Here is a 20,515-nt window from a genome sequence, read left to right as displayed (position 1 = left end):
GAATCCACTCTCTCGAGCACAGCTCAATTCTGCAGCTACGCCCCTGAGAACCAAGTGAATTCCTTGACGAAGGACCCTGAACATAGGGCGGCCGGCGCAGGTGAACGAAGCAAGTCTCCGCAGTTGAAAACTGTGTTGAGCCGAGCCCCGTGCATCTGCGCGGGGCGTTTTTAGTTTTAGCTCTTGTGAGCGGGGACCCGGAAGACCGGCTTTATTCCCCGGAAGGAGGGTTATGACAACGCCTAGCAAGGTTTCCGCTGTTGCGGAGATCACGAACGATTTCAAGGAATCGAACGCGGCTGTCCTGACCGAATACCGCGGGCTCACTGTTGCACAGCTCAAGGAACTGCGTGTTGCGCTCGGCCAGGACACCAAGTTCTCGGTCGTCAAGAACACCCTGAGTGCCATTGCAGCCAAGGAAGCTGGAGTTGAAGCATTCAACGATCAGCTCGCCGGCCCTACTGCAATCGCCTTCATCAAGGGTGACGCTGTTGCTGCTGCCAAGAGCCTGACGGACTTTGCCAAGGCCAACAAGCAGCTGGTTATCAAGACCGGCGTCTTCGAAGGCAAGGCATTGGACGCAGCAGGAGTTGCCGCACTGGCAGCCCTCGAGTCCCGCGAACTGCAGCTCGCACGTGTTGCTGGTGTCCTCAAGGCTCCCGCATCTGCTGCTGCACGCATCATCGACGCTCTGCGCCTCAAGCTTGAAGAAGAGGGCGGCGCATCTGCACCGGCCGCTGATGAAGCCCCGGCCGAAGAGGCTGCAACCGAGGAAGCTCCGGCTGCTGAAGAAGCACCGGCCGCTGCCGAAGCTGCAACCGAAGAGAACTAAGTTCTCCCCCCAAACAAACTCTGGTGCACGGAGCGGTACGATCCGGACCTGCGCCAACTAATGGAAGGACGCCACCATGGCGAAGCTCAGCAACGAAGAGCTCATTGAAGCTTTCAAGGAACTGACCATCATCGAGCTCTCCGAGTTCGTCAAGCTCTTCGAAGAGACCTTCGAAGTTACGGCTGCTGCTGTTGCAGTTGCTGGCCCCGCTGCCGGCGGTGCTGCTGAAGCTGCTGAAGAGAAGACCGAATTCGACGTCGTTCTCGAAGCTGCTGGCGACAAGAAGATCGCAGTGATCAAGGAAGTTCGCGCCATCACCTCCCTCGGCCTCAAGGAAGCCAAGGACCTGGTTGACAGCGCACCGAAGGCTGTTCTCGAAGGCGCCACCAAGGAAGCCGCAGAGAAGGCAAAGGCTCAGCTCGAAGAAGCTGGCGCAACGGTTACCCTCAAGTAACTCGTCTTGCTTGGGAAGCCCCGTCCGGATCTCCGGGCGGGGCCTCCTGCTTTAAACAGCAACGCGGGGTCACTTATGGCCCATCCCAAGGGGATTTATGGGCCATAAGTGACCCCGCGTTGCTTTAAGAAGGTTCGCTGATGTCCGCTACCACCGCGCCCAAAGCCGCAGTGAGGGCGTCGGCGTCAACGAAGGCGCTGCGGCCGTGTGCTCCGGCGCCCATGGAAATGCGGCGGCCCGTGATGGTGGCGTCGGCGTAGACCGGCCAGGCCGTGGTGCTGCCCAGGGGAGTGATGGTTCCCCGCTCGTAGCCAGTGGCGGCCAGAGCCACATCGGCGTGGGGGAGTGAAAGCTTGTTGACTCCCACCAATGCCCGCAGCTTCGGCCAGGAAATCTGCCGGTCACCCGGTATCAAGGCGAACAAGAAGCTGCCATCGCGGTGCTTGACCACCAAGGACTTCACAATGTCCGCCGGCGATATGCCCAGGATGCCGGCGGCCTCTTCCAGGCTTCGCGCGGCGGGACGCTCGACGACGGCGACGTCCAGTCCGCGGGCGGCGGCGTCGGCAAGGAATCTCTGTGCGCCGTCCGCCGGCGTCGTCCCAGCAGCCATCAGTCGCGGTAGAGCAGTAGTGCTTCGCCCTGGCCGCCTCCGCCGCACAGGGAAACCGCAGCTTTACCGGTTCCCCGGCGCTTGAGTTCGTGGGCGGCATGCAGGGCAAGCCTGGCACCCGAGGCTCCAATGGGATGCCCCAGGGCGATGGCGCCGCCGTGGATGTTGCACTTCTCCAGCGGATAGCGCAGGTCCTTGAGGGACTGCACTGCCACTGAACCGAAGGCCTCGTTGATTTCGATAAAGTCCAGATCCTCGGCAGTCCAGCCGGCACGCTTCAAGGCCTGGGCGATCGCGTTCGACGGCTGGGAATGCAGCGAGTTGTCCGGCCCGGCAACCTGGCCCGGCTTTCCGACTACCGCCAGGTATTTCAGCCCGTTGTCCTTGGCGAACCGGCGACTCGTCAACACCAGTGCGGAGGCGCCGTCGGACAGGGGAGAGGAGTTGCCGGCAGTGATGGTGCCGTCGGTCGCGAAGGCAGCCTTCAGCGGGGCCAGGGTTTCGACGGTGGTGTTGGGGCGGACGCCCTCGTCGGTGCCCAGGACTAGCGGATCACCCTTGCGCTGCTTGACCTGAACCGGCGCGATTTCGACGTCGAAAATTCCGTCCGCGATGGCGGCAGCGGCGCGCTGGTGGGAGGCGGCCGCGACTTCGTCCTGGGCCTTGCGGTCTATGCCCAACGTGACGTTCTTGGTTTCCGTGGACAGGCCCATGGACTGTCCGTCGAAGGCGTCCGTGAGTCCGTCATGGGCTGCAACGTCCAAGGCCTGGATCGCTCCGTAGGTCCAGCCTTGGCGGGAACCTGGGAGGAGATGGGGAGCCCGTGTCATTGATTCCTGGCCACCGGCGACCACCACGGTGGCATCGCCGCTGCGGATCAGGCGCGCGGCATCAATCACGGCTGTCAGTCCCGAGAGGCACACCTTGTTGATGGTCACGGCCGGGATGTTCCAGCCCACGCCGGCGGCAATTGCGCTCTGGCGGGCAGGATTCTGGCCGGCGCCGGCTTGGAGGACCTGGCCCATGATGACGGCGTCCACCTGCTCGGCTTTCACGCCGCTGGACGCCAGTGCGGCGGCGATGGCATGCGCACCAAGTTCGACGGCGGTGAAGCCCGCCAATTGTCCGTTGAGGCGACCCTGCGGGGTGCGGGAGGCGGCGAGGATGACAACGTCATTGTCGTCAGCGGAGTTGCTCATGGTCTCTCTTCCGATCCGGGAATGGTCTAGCAAGGCTATCGCGCTGTTTGCGCCTGACCATTAAACGTTCGTGTCCGTCCGGGCATTCCATCACGTGCCGGCTAGGAGCCGGCTAAGCGCCGGCATCCAGCATTGGGTGCCTGCGGCAACGGTGCTTGCAATCACGGACGATCTGGGGTAGACAGGAAGGCTGCTTTGCCGTATTGTAGATATTTGCGTCTTCCCTGTTAACCTTCAGCCTTCATATAGCGGTGGGCTTTACCTCTCAGCTGCGTCATTGACGTGCCGTTCCGAAACGTGCACTGCCATGCGCAGACTGGGTCCGGGTCATATAGCGGAACCGGATTAAGTATCCTGCGGAGCACTCTGCAGAATGCAAACGGGGGAGATCTGAAAACGCCTGAAGGTCTGTGGAAGGATCCCTCTTGGTCGCCTCGAGCACCTCTAATAACGAAACCGCTAACACGACAAGCACCGATGGTGCCACCCGTCGCCTCTCATTCGCAAAGATTCACGAACCCCTTGATGTTCCGAATCTTCTCGCCCTGCAGACGGACAGCTTTGACTGGCTCGTCGGAAACGAACGCTGGCAGGCGCGGGTAGCGAAGGCTGTCGAGGAGGGCGACCTCAGCGTCGCCACCACCTCCGGACTTGCCGACATCTTCGAAGAGATCTCCCCTATCGAGGACTTCCAGGGCACCATGTCCCTGAGCTTCTCCGAGCCGGAGTTCGCTGATCCGAAGTACACCATGGCCGAATGCAAAGACCGTGACGCCACCTACTCGGCCCCGCTGTATGTCAAGGCCGAGTTCATGAACAACAACACGGGCGAAATCAAGCAGCAGACCGTGTTCATGGGCGACTTCCCCCTCATGACTGAGAAGGGAACGTTCGTCGTCAACGGCACCGAGCGTGTTGTCGTCTCCCAGTTGGTCCGTTCGCCGGGCGCCTACTTCGAGCGCACCGCCGACAAGACCAGTGACAAGGACATCTTCACTGCGAAGATCATCCCGTCCCGTGGTGCCTGGTTCGAACTCGAAATCGACAAGCGCGACCAGGTCGGCGTCCGCCTCGACCGCAAGCGCAAGCAGTCGGTCACGGTTCTCCTGAAGGCCCTCGGTTGGACCGAAGGCCAGATCCTGGAAGAGTTCGGCCAGTACGACTCCATGCGTGCAACGCTGGAGAAGGACGCAACCGAAACCCGCGAAGACGCGCTTCTGGACATCTACCGCAAGCTGCGTCCGGGCGAGCCGCCCACAGTCGAGGCTGCCCAGTCCCTGCTGGACAACCTGTACTTCAACGCCAAGCGCTACGATCTTGCCAAGGTTGGCCGTTACAAGATCAACCGCAAGCTCGGCATCGACCGCTCCCTTGGTGACAAGGAAGCTTCGGTCCTGCACGTTGAAGACATCGTTGCCATGATCAAGTTCCTCGTTGCGCTCCACGCCGGCGAGAAGACCATCATGGGCAAGCGCGACGGCGAAGACCACGAGCTCCGCGTCGACATCGACGACATCGACCACTTCGGCAACCGTCGCATCCGCGCCGTGGGCGAGCTGATCGAGAACCAGGTCCGCACCGGTCTTTCCCGTATGGAACGCGTCGTCCGCGAACGCATGACCACGCAGGATGTCGAGGCCATCACCCCGCAGACGCTGATCAACATCCGTCCCGTCGTGGCAGCCATCAAGGAGTTCTTCGGAACGTCCCAGCTGTCGCAGTTCATGGACCAGAACAACCCGCTCTCGGGTCTGACCCACAAGCGCCGCCTGTCGGCACTTGGCCCGGGTGGTCTGTCCCGTGACCGCGCAGGCATGGAAGTCCGAGACGTTCACCCGTCCCACTACGGACGTATGTGCCCCATCGAAACCCCTGAAGGCCCGAACATTGGTCTGATCGGTTCGCTGGCTTCCTACGGCCGCATCAACCCGTTCGGCTTCATCGAGACGCCGTACCGCCTGGTTTCCAACGGTGTTGTCTCGGACGAGGTCCAGTACCTCACGGCCGATGACGAAGCCGAGGTCCTGATTGCACAGGCCAACGCTCCGCTCGATGCTGACAAGAAGTTCTCCGAAGAGACCGTCCTTGTCCGTGCCCGTGGTGGTGGAGGCGAGCCCGTTCTGGTTCCCGCCGGAGAGGTCCAGTTCATGGACGTTTCCCCGCGCCAGATGGTGTCCGTTGCTACAGCGCTGATCCCGTTCCTCGAGCATGACGATGCAAACCGTGCACTCATGGGTGCCAACATGCAGCGCCAGGCCGTGCCGCTGGTCCGTTCCGAGGCTCCTTTCGTGGGCACCGGCATGGAGCGCGCAGCAGCCGTCGACGCCGGTGACGTTGTCATCGCGAAGAAGGCCGGTGTGGTCACCGAGGTTTCCGCTGAACTCGTTGTGATGATCAACGACGACGGTACCGAGACCAACTACCGCATCAACAAGTTCGCCCGTTCCAACCAGGGCAACTGCTACAACCACCGCGTCCTGGTCAACGAAGGCCAGCGCCTGGAAGTTGGCGGCATCATCGCTGACGGTCCCGCAACGGACCAGGGTGAGCTCGCCCTCGGTAAGAACCTGCTCGTGGCATTCATGTCATGGGAAGGCCACAACTTCGAGGACGCCATCATCCTGTCCCAGCGCATTGTTGCTGAGGATGTCCTTTCCTCCATCCACATCGAGGAGCACGAAATCGATGCCCGCGACACCAAGCTTGGTGCCGAGGAAATCACCCGTGACATCCCCAACGTGTCCGAGGAAGTCCTGGCTGGCCTGGACGAGCGCGGCATCATCCACATCGGTGCCGAGGTTGAAGCCGGCGACATCCTGGTAGGCAAGGTCACCCCCAAGGGTGAAACCGAGCTGACCCCGGAAGAGCGCCTCCTGCGCGCCATCTTCGGTGAGAAGTCCCGCGAAGTCCGCGACACCTCCCTGAAGGTGCCCCACGGCGAGTCCGGTACGGTCATCGGCGTGCGCGTCTTCGACCGCGACAACGACGACGAACTGCCCCCGGGCGTGAACCAGCTGGTCCGCGTCTACGTTGCAGCCAAGCGTAAGATCACCGACGGCGACAAGCTCGCCGGCCGTCACGGCAACAAGGGTGTTATCTCCAAGATCCTTCCGATCGAGGACATGCCCTTCCTTGCAGACGGTACCCCGGTGGACATCGTCCTGAACCCGCTTGGTGTTCCGGGTCGAATGAACGTTGGACAGGTCCTGGAAACCCACCTTGGTTGGGTCGCCAAGACCGGTTGGAAGATCGAAGGCGAGCCGGAGTGGGTCAAGAACCTCCCGAACCTGCCCCGTGAAACCGGCCAGACCACCGTTGCCACCCCGGTGTTCGACGGCGCCCGCGAAGAAGAAATCACGGGCCTGCTTGACTCCACCAACGTGACCCGCGATGGCGACCGCCTGATCGACTCCTCCGGCAAGACCCGTCTGTTCGACGGCCGCTCCGGCGAGCCGTTCCCGGACCCGATCTCCGTCGGTTACATGTACATCCTGAAGCTCCACCACCTGGTGGACGACAAGATCCACGCGCGCTCCACCGGCCCGTACTCCATGATCACGCAGCAGCCGCTGGGTGGTAAGGCTCAGTTCGGTGGCCAGCGCTTCGGTGAAATGGAAGTGTGGGCGCTCGAAGCTTACGGTGCCGCCTACACGCTTCAGGAACTCCTCACGATCAAGTCGGATGACATCCATGGTCGTGTGAAGGTCTACGAAGCCATCGTCAAGGGCGAGAACATCCCTGAGCCTGGCGTTCCCGAGTCCTTCAAGGTCTTGATCAAGGAAATGCAGTCGTTGTGCCTGAACGTGGAAGTTCTTTCCACGGACGGAACCACTATCGAGATGCGTGACTCTGATGACGCAGTCTTCACGGCTGCGGAAGAACTGGGTATTGATCTGTCCCGCGCAGAGCCCAGTTCCGTAGAAGAGGTCTAGCAGCGGTTCCGGCGGGCAGTCGCAATGTACTGTCCGCCGGAGCAGCTCCCTCTTCCCGTAACCAAGACTTCAGAATTTAGAGAACAAGAGAGAACAGGGACCATATGTCCAGCGAATCCTCCTTCGGCCTCATGCAGATCGGCCTCGCCACCGCGGAAGACATCCGTGGCTGGTCTTACGGTGAGGTCAAGAAGCCGGAAACCATCAACTACCGCACACTCAAGCCCGAGAAGGACGGCCTCTTCTGCGAGAAGATCTTCGGCCCGTCCCGCGACTGGGAATGCTACTGCGGCAAGTACAAGCGCGTCCGCTTCAAGGGCATCATTTGCGAGCGTTGTGGCGTTGAAGTCACCCGCGCCAAGGTGCGCCGTGAGCGCATGGGCCACATCGAACTGGCTGCGCCTGTAACCCACATCTGGTACTTCAAGGGCGTTCCCTCGCGCTTGGGCTACCTTTTGGACCTGGCACCGAAGGACCTTGAAAAGGTCATCTACTTCGCTGCTTACATGATCACCAGCGTTGACACCGAAAGCCGTCACGCCGAACTGCCGAACCTCCAGGTTGAGCACGACCTCGAGAAGAAGCAGATGATCGACAACCGCGACAGCGACATCGCAACGATCGCCCGCGACCTTGAAGACGAGCTTGCCCGTCTTGAAGGCGAAGGCGCCAAGGCTGCCGACAAGAAGAAGGCCCGCGACTCCGCTGACCGCCAGATGGCGAACGTCCGCAAGCGTGCCGACGCCGACATCGAGCGCCTTGAGCAGGTCTGGGACCGCTTCAAGAACCTCAAGGTCGCTGACCTTGAAGGCGACGAAGGCCTCTACCGCGAACTGCGCGACCGCTACGGTCTGTACTTCGAGGGCTCCATGGGTGCCGAAGCGATCAAGAAGCGCCTCGAAACCTTCGACATGCAGGCTGAGGCTGAGTCCTTGCGCGACACCATCCAGAACGGCAAGGGCCAGCGCAAGACGCGTGCCCTGAAGCGCCTGAAGGTTGTCAACGCATTCCTGACCACCAACAACAGCCCGCTCGGCATGGTCCTGGACGCCGTCCCGGTGATCCCGCCGGAACTGCGCCCGATGGTCCAGTTGGACGGTGGCCGCTTCGCGACCTCCGACCTCAACGACCTCTACCGTCGTGTGATCAACCGCAACAACCGCCTCAAGCGCCTGCTTGACCTGGGTGCTCCGGAGATCATCGTCAACAACGAGAAGCGCATGCTTCAGGAAGCTGTTGACAGCCTCTTCGACAACGGTCGTCGTGGCCGCCCCGTCACGGGTCCGGGCAACCGTCCCCTGAAGTCCCTGAGCGACATGCTCAAGGGCAAGCAGGGTCGTTTCCGCCAGAACCTGCTCGGCAAGCGCGTCGACTACTCCGGCCGTTCGGTTATCGTCGTCGGCCCGCAGTTGAAGCTGCACCAGTGTGGTCTGCCCAAGCAGATGGCCCTGGAGCTCTTCAAGCCGTTCGTGATGAAGCGCCTGGTTGACCTCAACCACGCACAGAACATCAAGTCGGCCAAGCGCATGGTCGAGCGCTACCGTCCGCAGGTTTGGGACGTGCTGGAAGAGATCATCACCGAACACCCGGTGCTGCTCAACCGTGCACCTACCCTGCACCGCCTCGGCATCCAGGCCTTCGAACCGCAGCTTGTTGAAGGCAAGGCAATCCAGCTTCACCCGCTGGTTTGTGGCGCCTTCAACGCTGACTTCGACGGCGACCAGATGGCAGTCCACCTGCCGCTGAGCCCGGAAGCCCAGGCCGAAGCCCGCATCCTGATGCTGTCCTCCAACAACATCCTGAAGCCCTCGGATGGCCGCCCGGTGACCCTGCCTTCGCAGGATATGATCATCGGTCTGTACCACCTGACCACCAAGCGCGTCGGCTCCGCCGGCGAAGGCCGCATCTTCTCCTCGGTTTCGGAAGCAATCATGGCGTACGACGCCCGTGAGCTGCACCTGAACTCCCAGGTCAAGATCCGCCTGGACGACTTCGTGCCGTTCGCTGGATGGGAAGCTCCGGAAGGTTGGGAGCCCGGTCAGCCGGCTCTCGTCGAGACCTCCCTCGGCCAGGTCATCTTCAACCAGACCCTGCCTGAGGACTACCCCTGGGTTGAGGCTGTTGCGGACAAGGGCGAACTGTCCCGGATCGTCAACGACCTCGCAGAGCGCTACCCGAAGGTTGTTACCGCGGCAACGCTGGACAACCTGAAAGATGCCGGCTTCTACTGGGCCACCCGTTCGGGTGTCACGGTTGCCATCTCCGACATCGAGGTGCCGACTTCCAAGCCCGCCATCCTGGCTGGTTACGAGAACATGGCTGCCAAGATCCAGGGCCAGTACGACAAGGGCCTGATCGACGACGACGAGCGTCGCCAGGAACTGATCGAGATCTGGAACAAGGCAACCAACGAGATCGCCCAGGCGATGCGCGACAGCCTGTCCCCGATGAACACCATCAACCGCATGGTGTCCTCCGGTGCACGTGGTAACTGGATGCAGGTCCGCCAGATCGCGGGTATCCGTGGTCTTGTGGCCAACCCGAAGGGTGAGATCATTCCCCGCCCGATCAAGTCCTCCTACCGTGAGGGCCTGTCGGTTCTGGAATACTTCATCGCCACGCACGGTGCCCGTAAGGGTCTGGCCGATACCGCTCTGCGTACCGCCAACTCGGGTTACCTGACCCGTCGTCTGGTGGACGTTTCGCAGGACGTCATCGTCCGTGAAGAGGACTGTGGCACTGAGCGCGGTCTGGTCACCCCGATCGCCGTGCCGGATTCCAACGGTGAGCTCGTCCTGGACGAGAACGTCGAGAACAGCGCCTACGCACGTACGCTGGCTGTCGACGTCGTCGATGCCCAGGGCAACGTCCTGGCTGCCGGCGGCACCGACTGCGGCGACGTCGTCATCGACCAGCTGCTGGCCGCAGGCATCACCGAGGTCAAGGTCCGCTCCGTACTCACCTGTGAGTCCAAGGTCGGCACCTGTGCGCTTTGCTACGGCCGTTCGCTGGCCACTGGCAAGACCGTTGACATCGGCGAGGCCGTGGGCATCATCGCCGCACAGTCGATCGGTGAACCCGGTACCCAGCTGACCATGCGTACGTTCCACACCGGTGGTGCTGTTTCCGCCGGTGGTGGCGACGACATCACCCAGGGTCTGCCCCGTATCCAGGAGCTCTTCGAAGCCCGTACTCCGAAGGGTGTCGCACCGATTGCTGAAGCAGCCGGCCGCATCACCATCGAAGAGTCCGAGCGCCAGATGCGCCTGGTGATCACTCCGGACGATGGTTCCGAAGAGATCGCCTACCCGGTACTGCGCCGTTCACGCCTCCTCATCGAAGATGGCGAGCACGTCAGCGTCGGCCAGAAGCTGATCAACGGTCCGGTGGACCCGAAGCAGGTTCTGCGCATCATGGGCCCGCGTGCCGCACAGAAGTTCCTCGTGGACGAAGTGCAGGGCGTGTACCGCAGCCAGGGTATTGGTATCCACGACAAGCACGTCGAGGTTATCGTCCGCCAGATGCTGCGCCGCGTGACCGTCATCGAGTCCGGCGACTCCGACTTGCTCCCCGGTGAGCTTGCAGAGCGCGCCCGCTTCGAGGACGAGAACCGCCGCGTCGTGTCCGAGGGCAAGGCCCCGGCTTCGGGTCGTCCGGAACTCATGGGTATCACCAAGGCTTCCTTGGCTACCGAGTCCTGGCTGTCGGCCGCTTCCTTCCAGGAAACCACCCGCGTCCTGACGCAGGCGGCCATGGAAGGCAAGAGCGATCCCCTGCTCGGCCTGAAGGAAAACGTCATCATCGGTAAGCTCATCCCGGCTGGTACGGGCCTGCCCCGCTACACAGAGGTCACTGTGGAGCCGACGGAAGAAGCGAAGGCAAGCCTGTTCACGGGCCCCAGCGCTTTCACCGACTTCTCCTATGACGCCCTGGGTGGCGACGGTGCTCCCGAGTTCCACGCCATCCCGCTGGATGACTACGACCTCGGCAACGACTTCCGCTGAAATTCTTCGGCAGTAGTCAATGACTGAACGGTCAGGCCCCGCACTCGTGAGTGCGGGGCCTGACCCGTTAAAGGCGCCTTCCGCGCGGTGGGCCCGGGGGAGTGAAGGACGACGGCGGCACCCGGCTGCCGCCGTCGCCCTCCATACACCCGATTAAGGCGCTAGATCAAGCCGTGCTAGACTTTTGGTAATTGTTCTGTGTGGCAGTGGATGAAGGCCGCCGCAGCATCATTTTGGTTTTGTTCTCATGGTGCTGGGTGGAGCCTGTTTCCGGGTTGCGGGCAACATGCGCAACGAATGCCGCACTTTTGCACGCCTACCGGAGTTTCGGCCGGCTGCACGAGCAACGCCAAAGTTCCCACGTTTACGCAGGCTGGTGCCTGTGTGTGGGAGCAGAGATCAAACAACGGAGAACACGAAAGTGCCTACGATTAACCAGCTGGTCCGCAAGGGCCGCACGCCGAAGGTCTCCAAGACCAAGGCTCCCGCGCTGAAGGGCAGCCCGATGCGCCGCGGTGTTTGCACCCGCGTTTACACCACCACCCCCAAGAAGCCGAACTCGGCTCTTCGTAAGGTGGCACGTGTACGCCTCAACGGTGGCGTGGAAGTTACCGCTTACATCCCCGGTGTTGGCCACAACCTCCAGGAGCACTCCATCGTGCTCGTTCGTGGTGGTCGTGTGAAGGACCTTCCGGGTGTCCGCTACAAGATCGTCCGCGGCGCACTCGACACCCAGGGTGTCAAGAACCGCAAGCAGGCCCGCAGCCGTTACGGCGCAAAGATGGAGAAGAAGTAATATGCCTCGCAAGGGTCCGGCCCCGAAGCGGCCGCTAGTTTCCGATCCCGTTTACGGCTCCCCGTTGGTCACTCAGCTGATCAACAAGGTTCTGGTTGACGGCAAGAAGTCCACCGCAGAGCGCATCGTTTACGGCGCACTCGAAGGTGCACGTGCCAAGTCCGGCGGCGACCCCGTTGCCGCACTCAAGAAGGCCATGGACAACGTCAAGCCTTCCCTCGAGGTGCGTTCACGCCGCGTTGGTGGCGCCACCTACCAGGTTCCGGTTGAGGTCAAGCCGGGCCGCTCCACCGCCCTCGCTCTGCGTTGGCTCGTGGGCTACTCCAAGGCCCGCCGGGAGAAGACCATGACCGAGCGCCTCCAGAACGAAATCCTGGATGCCTCGAACGGTCTCGGTGCCGCTGTCAAGCGTCGCGAAGACACCCACAAGATGGCCGAGTCGAACAAGGCCTTCGCACACTACCGCTGGTAAAACTTCCCGAACGCCGCCGGCTCCACCGAGCCGGCGGCGGACGTGTAGTCCATCCGAAAGGGAGACCCCGTGGCACAGGACGTGCTTACCGACCTTAACAAGGTCCGCAATATCGGCATCATGGCCCACATCGATGCCGGCAAGACCACCACTACCGAGCGCATCCTGTTCTACACGGGTGTGAACCACAAGATCGGCGAGACGCACGACGGCGCCTCGACGACTGACTGGATGGAACAGGAAAAGGAACGCGGCATCACCATCACGTCTGCCGCCGTGACTTGCTTCTGGAACCAGAACCAGATCAACATCATCGATACCCCGGGCCACGTGGACTTCACGGTCGAGGTTGAGCGCTCACTGCGTGTCCTCGACGGCGCAGTCGCAGTGTTCGACGGCAAGGAAGGCGTGGAGCCGCAGTCTGAGACTGTTTGGCGCCAGGCTGACAAGTACAACGTGCCGCGTATCTGCTTCGTCAACAAGATGGACAAGCTGGGTGCGGACTTCTACTTCACCGTAGACACCATCATCTCCCGCCTTGGTGCCAAGCCGCTGGTCATGCAGCTGCCGATCGGTGCCGAGAACGACTTCATCGGTGTGGTTGACCTCCTCGAAATGCGCGCCCTGGTTTGGCCTGGCGACGCAAAGGGTGACGTCACCATGGGCGCTTCCTACGAAGTGCAGGAAATCCCGGCGGACCTCCAGGCCAAGGCCGAAGAGTACCGTGCGCAGCTCGTTGAGACTGTGGCCGAGGCTTCCGAAGAACTGATGGAGAAGTACCTCGAAGGTGAAGAACTCACCCTTGAGGAACTGAAGGCCGGCATCCGCAAGATGACCATCAACTCCGAGCTGTACCCCGTGTTCTGTGGCTCTGCCTTCAAGAACCGCGGCGTACAGCCGATGCTTGACGCTGTTGTCGACTTCCTGCCGAACCCGCTCGACGTCCCGCCGATGATCGGTCACGATCCCCGCGACGAAGAGAAGGAACTCACCCGTAAGCCCTCTGCAGACGAGCCGTTCTCGGCCCTCGCCTTCAAGATTGCTGCGCACCCGTTCTTCGGTCAGCTGACCTTCGTCCGCGTGTACTCCGGTCACGTTGAGGCCGGCGCCCAGGTGGTCAACTCCACCAAGGGCAAGAAGGAACGTATCGGCAAGCTGTTCCAGATGCACGCCAACAAGGAAATGCCTGTTGAGGGCGCTACCGCCGGCCACATCTACGCAGCCATCGGTCTGAAGGACACCACCACGGGCGACACCCTGTGCGACTCCAACAACCAGATCGTCCTCGAGTCCATGAGCTTCCCGGAGCCCGTGATCTCGGTTGCCATCGAGCCCAACACCAAGGGTGACCAGGAGAAGCTCTCCACGGCCATCCAGAAGCTCTCCGCTGAGGACCCGACCTTCCAGGTCTCCCTCAACGAAGACACGGGCCAGACCATCATCGCCGGCATGGGCGAGCTTCACCTGGACATCCTGGTGGACCGCATGCGCCGCGAATTCAAGGTCGAGGCAAACGTCGGCAAGCCGCAGGTTGCTTACCGCGAAACCATCAAGCGCGCAGTCGAGCGTCATGACTACACGCACAAGAAGCAGACCGGTGGTTCGGGTCAGTTCGCAAAGATCCAGATTGCGATCGAACCGATGGACACCTCTTCGGGCGAACTGTACGAGTTCGAGAACAAGGTCACTGGTGGCCGCGTTCCGCGCGAGTACATCCCGTCTGTTGACGCCGGTATCCAGGATGCACTGAACGACGGCGTCCTGGCCGGTTACCCGGTTGTCGGCATCAAGGCCACGCTGATTGACGGCGCGTCCCACGATGTTGACTCCTCGGAAATGGCGTTCAAGATCGCCGGACGTATGGCTTTCAAGGAAGCTGCACGCAAGGCGAACCCTGTTCTGCTTGAACCGCTGATGGATGTTGAGGTCCGCACACCTGAGGAATACATGGGTGATGTTATTGGTGACCTGAACGCCCGCCGTGGCCAGATGCAGTCCATGGAGGACGCAGCAGGTGTGAAGGTTATCCGTGCACACGTTCCGCTGTCCGGCATGTTCGGCTACATCGGTGACCTGCGGTCCAAGACCCAGGGTCGCGCCGTGTACTCCATGACGTTCAACAGCTACGCGGAGGTCCCGAAGGCAGTAGCCGACGAGATCATCCAGAAAACCCGCGGCGAGTAATCTCCCGGTAACGGATGCAATTCCGGTATCGGGAAGGCATCTAAGCGCATGAGGCGGGGCTGTGGCGAGAGCCGCAGCCCGGCCCCTGCGCAAACAGGCTCTAGGAACTATCATTGGTTCCTGAATCTGCAATTTCACCAAAACCAAGCCCCCAAGTAGACTTGCTAAAGTTTCTGCCGCGAAAAGCGCGGCCGAGGAGCACTTCACTTGAAATCGTTCTAGGAGGAACCTGTGGCAAAGGCAAAGTTCGAGCGGACTAAGCCGCACGTCAACATCGGCACCATTGGTCACGTTGACCACGGTAAGACGACGCTGACTGCCGCCATTTCCAAGGTGCTGTACGACCAGTACCCGGATCTCAACGAGCAGCGCGACTTCGCGTCGATCGACTCCGCTCCGGAAGAGCGCCAGCGCGGTATTACCATCAACATCTCCCACGTGGAGTACCAGACCGAGAAGCGCCACTACGCACACGTAGACGCCCCCGGTCACGCTGACTACATCAAGAACATGATCACCGGTGCTGCCCAGATGGACGGCGCAATCCTCGTGGTTGCCGCAACCGATGGTCCGATGGCTCAGACCCGTGAGCACGTTCTGCTCGCCCGCCAGGTTGGTGTTCCCTACCTGCTGGTCGCACTGAACAAGTCCGACATGGTTGATGACGAAGAACTCCTCGACCTCGTCGAAATGGAAGTTCGTGAGCTCCTGAGCTCGCAGGGCTTCGATGGCGATGAGGCTCCGGTTGTTCGCGTTTCCGGTCTCAAGGCTCTGGAAGGCGACCCGGTTTGGGTCAAGTCCGTCCAGGACCTGATGGCAGCTGTCGACGAGTCCGTTCCGGACCCCGTACGTGACCGCGACAAGCCGTTCCTGATGCCGATCGAAGACGTCTTCACGATCACCGGCCGTGGCACCGTTGTTACGGGCCGCGCCGAGCGTGGAACCCTCGCCATCAACTCCGAGGTCGAGATCGTTGGCATCCGCCCGATCCAGAAGACCACGGTTACCGGTATCGAGATGTTCCACAAGCAGCTCGACGAAGCATGGGCCGGCGAGAACTGTGGCCTCCTGCTCCGCGGTCTCAAGCGCGACGATGTCGAGCGTGGCCAGGTTGTCGTCAAGCCGGGTTCCATCACCCCGCACACCGACTTCGAGGCTAACGTCTACATCCTCTCCAAGGACGAAGGCGGACGTCACAACCCGTTCTACTCCAACTACCGCCCGCAGTTCTACTTCCGTACCACGGACGTAACCGGCGTTATCACCCTGCCGGAAGGCACGGAAATGGTTATGCCTGGCGACAACACTGAGATGACCGTTGCGCTCATCCAGCCGATCGCTATGGAAGAGGGCCTCGGCTTCGCTATCCGCGAAGGCGGCCGCACCGTTGGTTCGGGACGTGTCACCAAGATCATCAAGTAGTCATTACTTGTAGATCGGTGATCTCCCGGCCCAGCCGGTAGTTTGCTTGGAAGAACCCCATCGCTTCGGCGGTGGGGTTCTTCTTTGCTATAATTTATCTATCGACTGGATAAAACTGTGCGATGCCTCTCCAGTGCCAATACCAGTGACATCAAGGAGTTGCCGTGAATGCCCTGCTGATCGTAATGCTTCTCGCCATAGCCGCAGTGGTTGGCATTCTCGTAGGCCGGAGCCAGGGGCGCAGGGCGGCACCCCGCGACAACGCTCATTCCGGAATGGCGGACCCACAGGCTTACCAGGCCGGCTTCCTGGCCGGTCACGTTGCTGGTTGGCGCGACGCCGAGACCAAGCTCCGGGGGAGCAGCCCACCACAGGTCCGCAGCGCCTCTGTTAACCCTGCCGGTCCGGCGGTACCTTGGGCACCCGCGCGGCAGGCCGCCGTACCGATCGCGCCGACACCGCTGACAACCGTAGCTTCGTCTGCATTTGTCCCGAGTGTGGCTGTTCCTCCTGTTGCTCAACCGTCACAGGTGCCTCAGTTGGTGCGCGAGACACCTGCGGAGGTGGCAGCCCGAAAGGCCAAGCGCGATCAGCAGAACATCAACATCACCCTCTATGTCGCCAGCCTTCTGTTGGTTGCCGCGGGTGCACTGTTTGTGGGAACCAGCCTGCCGGAACTGTTCCGTTTCGGGGGCATCTGGTTCATCACGGCCATGTTCTATGTTTCGGGATTGGTTATCCACGCGAAGATCCAACGATTGCGGCCGGCAGCAATAGCTTTTGTCGGCACCGGACTGGCCCTCATTCCGGTTACAGGCCTGGCCATGTATAGCTTCGTGATTCACAACGGTGCTGCTGCGTGGCTGGTCACGTCCTTGCTGGGAACCATCCTGTACGCCTACACGGCGGTAAGGCTGGACAACAAGATCCTGGCCTTCTTGTCCCTCAGCTTCGTCGTTTCCACTGCCTGGTCCGGAGTCTCCATCCTTGGCGGAGCGCTGGTCTGGTATTTCACGGCCCTGATCGGTGTGGCCATACTCCTGACATTGGGGGCGATGCTGAGGCCCCGGTGGATACCTCCGCTGTATGTCCGGCCCCTGATGCTGCTACACCCCTATGTTGTTCCCCTCGTGGCCTTGGCCGTGACCATCACTCCCAACCTGTTGTCCAGGGGTGAGTATGCCCTGGTCATGCTCATGTGCGGCAGTTACTTCTCGGTGATGGTCCTGGTGCCCCAGGCCCGGTACAGGCTTCAGCATTTCTATGCGGCACGGGCTGCGCTGACCTTGGCCCTCCTTGGGCTGGTGTGGGATGTCACTGCCGATGTCAGCGCCCTACTTATGGCGGCCGTGGTCTGCCTCGGTGTCCAATCGCTGGGCGTCGCGTTCGGGGGCAATCGGTTGGCTCCCCGGCTGTGGTGGAGCGACGCCGTGGCGTGCTGGGGCCTGCAACTTGCGTCCTCTGCCGTGCTGACCGCAGTCCTGGGGATCGGTGACTTTGATCTTCCGGTCCAAGTTCCGCTCTATGTCACCCTGCTGACCGCGATGGTGTTGGGCTGGAGGCTGGGGCGGGGCCCCGTTTCTGCCGGAGCAGCCATGCTCTTTGCCCCCGCCGCCGCGGTGGGGGTGGGCCTGGCCTTGGCATTCCTGCTGGGCGCATGGCCTGTTGCGTTGGTAACGGGGACCACCGGCTGCTACTGGTTCCTGATGGCCGTTCTTTCGCCAGCGGTTTACCGGCAGCAGTTGGTGCTCGCAGCCCGTATTGCCCTGACGGCTGCTGCGCCAATCCTCGTGGCGGCCATCTTCGAGGGCAGCCCGGACAGGTTTGCCTTTGCCCTGCTGTCACTGGTGGCGGCGGCGGGGGTTCAGGAAGTGGCCAGCGCGGTGCTGTTCCGAAGCGGTGTCCGGCTCGTGGCACCGCAGGTGACTGCGGCTGCGTTCGCTGGCGCCGGAATGGCTGTGCTTCTGTTGCTGCCCGTCGTTGACCACGCTGCCGGCCGCCCAACGGTTTCTGTGGCGGTTGTCCTGGTCTTGATCGCCGGGGTTGCCTCCGGGATGTTGCTGTTGAGCCCCACCAAGGGTTCACTGCACCAAGCAACCTGGTCCCTGAACACGGCAGAAGTCCTGCCTCCCGTAACTGCCGTGGTTGCAGGTGCCGTTGCTGCCAGTGCCGTCTCGCTGACCTTGGCGAACATAGTGCTCCTGGTTGCGGTCGCTTATTTTGGTGCCACTGCACTGCGGATTACGGCGCTCTATCATCGTCAAAGCTACTGGTGGCTTGCACGCGCTGCAGGAAGTTTGCTGATCGCCTCCGCTTACGTGGACGCCTTGCATGGGGGCTGGAGCCCGCACATTGCGGGGGAGATCCCCGGTGTTCCGCTTCTTGCAGCAGCCGTAGCAGTCGCGCAATTGGCGTTTCCCCTGTCCGGCCGAGTTCAAGGCCGGTTTCCGCGGGCTTCCGTTATCGAGGCCGCTGTTTTGATGGCCGTCATGGCGGGTGCCGCCACAGTCCTTACGCTCGGCGCGACTGTTGGTGGATGGCTTCCGAGAGGGAGTTGGCAGCCGGGGACCGCAGCGGTTGCGACCGCCGTCGCCGCCGTGGCATGCACCCTTGCCCTCCGTTATCGCCCGGGTGCTTGGGCGTTTGCTCCAGCAGCATTGCTGCTGCTTCTGCCCCTGCGATTCGGAAACGTGCGCGACGTCGAGGTCCTCCTTGGCATCTTTGCCTGCTGCAGCGCGGTGATGGCGGGCTTGGTGCGCGACTCCCGCATACGTGGCGGGTATCTTGTGGGGCTGCGCGTCCTGGGTTCGGCCTTCATCACGGTAGTGGTTGCGGACGTCACGGACTCAGCGGCCGCAGTGACCATGGTGGTGGCAGTACTCTTGATGCTCCAGCATGTGCTGACGCTGTCCCTGCGTCGTCGCCATGTTGATGTTGCCTTCCAGCAGGCGACGACGTGGGCCGCTTTGTTCGCCCAACTGCTGCTTCCCGGCGCCTACCTCTTGTTGGGGGACGGTTTTGCGCGGGATTACGACGGCGGTGGCCGTTGGGTGGTCATGGCAGGTTTGGGCTTCGTCCCGATAGCGGCGGCGTTTGCTTGGCGGTTCCTGGGGATCCGTGGTTCCCAGTACCTGGGTGCGGTTGCGATCGGCGCATTGGTGATCGCCACAGGACCGGCCTTGCGTTTCCCCACGGCCACACGGCTCTCCCGGCCTCTCTTGAATGACTCGCAGGTTCCTGTCGTCTTGCTTGGACTCGCCGTATCAATGGTGGTCATCCGGATTGCCTTTCCACCACGACCCGCCCCACTGCAATCCGCCACGCCGGGATCCGCCGCGCTCCAATCTGCCCCGCCAGAATCCCTGCAATCCGGCTCCGTTGCCCTGCAGTCCTTGGAACGCTGGTTCTGGCTTGCGTCCTCGCTGGCTTTCGTGCTCACTGGCGGCCTCCTGACCCTGCCCGTGGACTACGCCCTGACTGGTTTGTCGGCCCTGGTGCTGGCAGCTGTCCTGTTTTCCGCCTCACATGTGGAAGGCCTGTCTCGTCTCTACGCAGCTGCCGCACCATTGGCGCTGTTGGGTGCCGTGCCCGCCGTCGAGGGTTTGCTCCGCAATCTGCCGTCGGGCGTGTGGGCACAATACGCAGTGTGGCTCCTGGGGGCCGCCGGGGCGGGAGCAGTTTTGTATGCAGTGAAGATGTTCGGGCCGGTGGCAGTTCGGAGCGAGGTTTGGCGTCGGAATTCCTTGGCTGTGACCGCGGCGGCCGGGCTGGCGTCTGCGGCAGTCGTTGGGATGATCCACGATGAGACTGCTTTGGTTGCCTTTGTGCTGGTAGCAGCCGCCGGCGCTTTGGTGGTGGCCGAGGTTCCCCGGGGAAAGTGGCTGGCCGGGGAAGTCGCGGGCGTCCTGGCCGTTGCGGCCCTGCAGCGGGCACTGCTGTTTGTTGGCGCTGCCAGGACTGACTGGTTCTGGCCCGAGTGGTTTTGGCCCCATTGGTTTTGGACTGTGCAATGGTACGTTGTCGCAGCTGCTGTTATAGCAGGGTTGCGCTATTTCAGGGGCCAACGCCGCGAAGGCCTGCTGCGCCTCTGCGTAGGTGCAGGGATACTGTCCCTGACGTCATTGGGAACCATTTTTGGTGGAACTGCAGGGCAGCAACTCTATGTGCTGGTGGCACACGTGGTGCTGCTTGCCGCGGGGCTGGTCCTGGCGGAACGGGTGCTGGTGGGCTGGGGTGCCGTGGGCGTGGTGCTGAGCATCATGTGGGCGCTTCGGACGTACGCCTTCGCGATGTTGGCGCTTGTAGCCGTGGGCCTCATTGTGCTGGCTGTTTGGAGGCTGAACCGAAAGCCACCCGCCGGGCCCGGCAATCAGGACCACAGCGACGAATCCAGTGACCCGGCACCCTCGCAGGGCTATGGTGGCATCCGATAGGGTTGACTTCTACGAAGAGGAGCGCAGTGTGGAATTCCTGATTTTCCTGGCAGTCATTGCTGCCATTGGTGGCGCGGTGCTGTGGGGGCGCAAGAACTTCCGGCAAGAGATCGACAGGGCCAAGCGCATCAGGCGTGCCAACAAGAACCAGTAGGCTGCGGAGGCGGCAAGCGG

Annotated in this window: 12 protein-coding genes; 10 read left to right on the top strand and 2 right to left on the bottom strand. The window is 61.9% G+C overall.

The window, feature by feature from the left end:
* Window positions 1–232: 232 nt before the first annotated feature.
* Both rplJ and rplL read left to right on the top strand, forming a co-directional pair.
* Window positions 233–832 carry a 50S ribosomal protein L10 gene (gene rplJ / locus PJL15_RS08475; RefSeq protein ID WP_281450713.1) on the top strand — a complete coding sequence of 200 codons (600 nt, stop codon included), beginning with the start codon at window positions 233–235 and terminating at the stop codon, window positions 830–832.
* Window positions 833–908: 76 nt separating this feature from the next.
* The gene (gene rplL, locus PJL15_RS08470) at window positions 909–1,286 is read left to right on the top strand and encodes a 50S ribosomal protein L7/L12 (protein WP_011775604.1); all 378 of its coding nucleotides are present in this window, start codon (window positions 909–911) and stop codon (window positions 1,284–1,286) included.
* A 124-nt stretch (window positions 1,287–1,410) separates the two neighbouring features.
* On the opposite strand, the gene PJL15_RS08465 is transcribed toward rplL, so the two are convergent.
* Both PJL15_RS08465 and PJL15_RS08460 read right to left on the bottom strand, forming a co-directional pair.
* Entirely contained in the window at window positions 1,411–1,899 is a 489-nt protein-coding gene (locus tag PJL15_RS08465; RefSeq protein WP_281450712.1) for an aminoacyl-tRNA deacylase, read from the bottom strand.
* Window positions 1,899–3,098: an acetyl-CoA C-acetyltransferase gene (locus tag PJL15_RS08460; RefSeq protein ID WP_281450711.1), complete on the bottom strand. Its 1,200-nt coding sequence runs from the start codon at window positions 3,096–3,098 to the stop codon at window positions 1,899–1,901. The genes PJL15_RS08465 and PJL15_RS08460 overlap by 1 nt, the downstream gene beginning before the upstream one ends.
* 425 nt (window positions 3,099–3,523) lie before the next feature.
* On the opposite strand from PJL15_RS08460, the gene rpoB reads away from it, so the two are divergent.
* The 8 genes from rpoB (at window position 3,524) to PJL15_RS08420 (ending at window position 20,495) form a co-directional block, all read left to right on the top strand.
* Entirely contained in the window at window positions 3,524–7,030 is a 3,507-nt protein-coding gene (gene rpoB / locus PJL15_RS08455) for a DNA-directed RNA polymerase subunit beta (RefSeq protein WP_281450710.1), read from the top strand.
* Between the two features lie 104 nt (window positions 7,031–7,134).
* Window positions 7,135–11,034, top strand: a complete 3,900-nt coding sequence (locus tag PJL15_RS08450; protein ID WP_281450709.1) for a DNA-directed RNA polymerase subunit beta' — start codon at window positions 7,135–7,137, stop codon at window positions 11,032–11,034.
* A 421-nt stretch (window positions 11,035–11,455) separates the two neighbouring features.
* Entirely contained in the window at window positions 11,456–11,830 is a 375-nt protein-coding gene (gene rpsL / locus PJL15_RS08445; RefSeq protein ID WP_009358312.1) for a 30S ribosomal protein S12, read from the top strand.
* 1 nt (window position 11,831) lies between these two features.
* Window positions 11,832–12,302 (top strand): 30S ribosomal protein S7, encoded by a 471-nt coding sequence (gene rpsG / locus PJL15_RS08440; RefSeq protein ID WP_003803829.1) that lies wholly within the window; start codon window positions 11,832–11,834, stop codon window positions 12,300–12,302.
* Between the two features lie 69 nt (window positions 12,303–12,371).
* Complete coding sequence (gene fusA, locus PJL15_RS08435; RefSeq protein WP_281450708.1) at window positions 12,372–14,486, top strand: elongation factor G; 2,115 nt, start codon at window positions 12,372–12,374, stop codon at window positions 14,484–14,486.
* 231 nt (window positions 14,487–14,717) lie between these two features.
* Complete coding sequence (tuf, locus tag PJL15_RS08430) at window positions 14,718–15,908, top strand: elongation factor Tu (RefSeq protein ID WP_018776689.1); 1,191 nt, start codon at window positions 14,718–14,720, stop codon at window positions 15,906–15,908.
* A gap of 164 nt (window positions 15,909–16,072) precedes the next feature.
* Window positions 16,073–20,341 carry a hypothetical protein gene (locus PJL15_RS08425; protein ID WP_281450707.1) on the top strand — a complete coding sequence of 1,423 codons (4,269 nt, stop codon included), beginning with the start codon at window positions 16,073–16,075 and terminating at the stop codon, window positions 20,339–20,341.
* A 28-nt stretch (window positions 20,342–20,369) separates the two neighbouring features.
* On the top strand, window positions 20,370–20,495 hold the full coding sequence (locus PJL15_RS08420; RefSeq protein ID WP_281450706.1) for a hypothetical protein: 126 nt from the start codon (window positions 20,370–20,372) through the stop codon (window positions 20,493–20,495).
* Window positions 20,496–20,515 lie beyond the last annotated feature (20 nt).

The sequence above is a fragment of the Paenarthrobacter nitroguajacolicus genome (assembly GCF_029952445.1).
GTDB lineage: Bacteria > Actinomycetota > Actinomycetes > Actinomycetales > Micrococcaceae > Arthrobacter > Arthrobacter nitroguajacolicus_B.
Note: the sequence above shows the minus strand (reverse complement) of the source record. Positions and strands in the feature narration are given on the sequence as shown.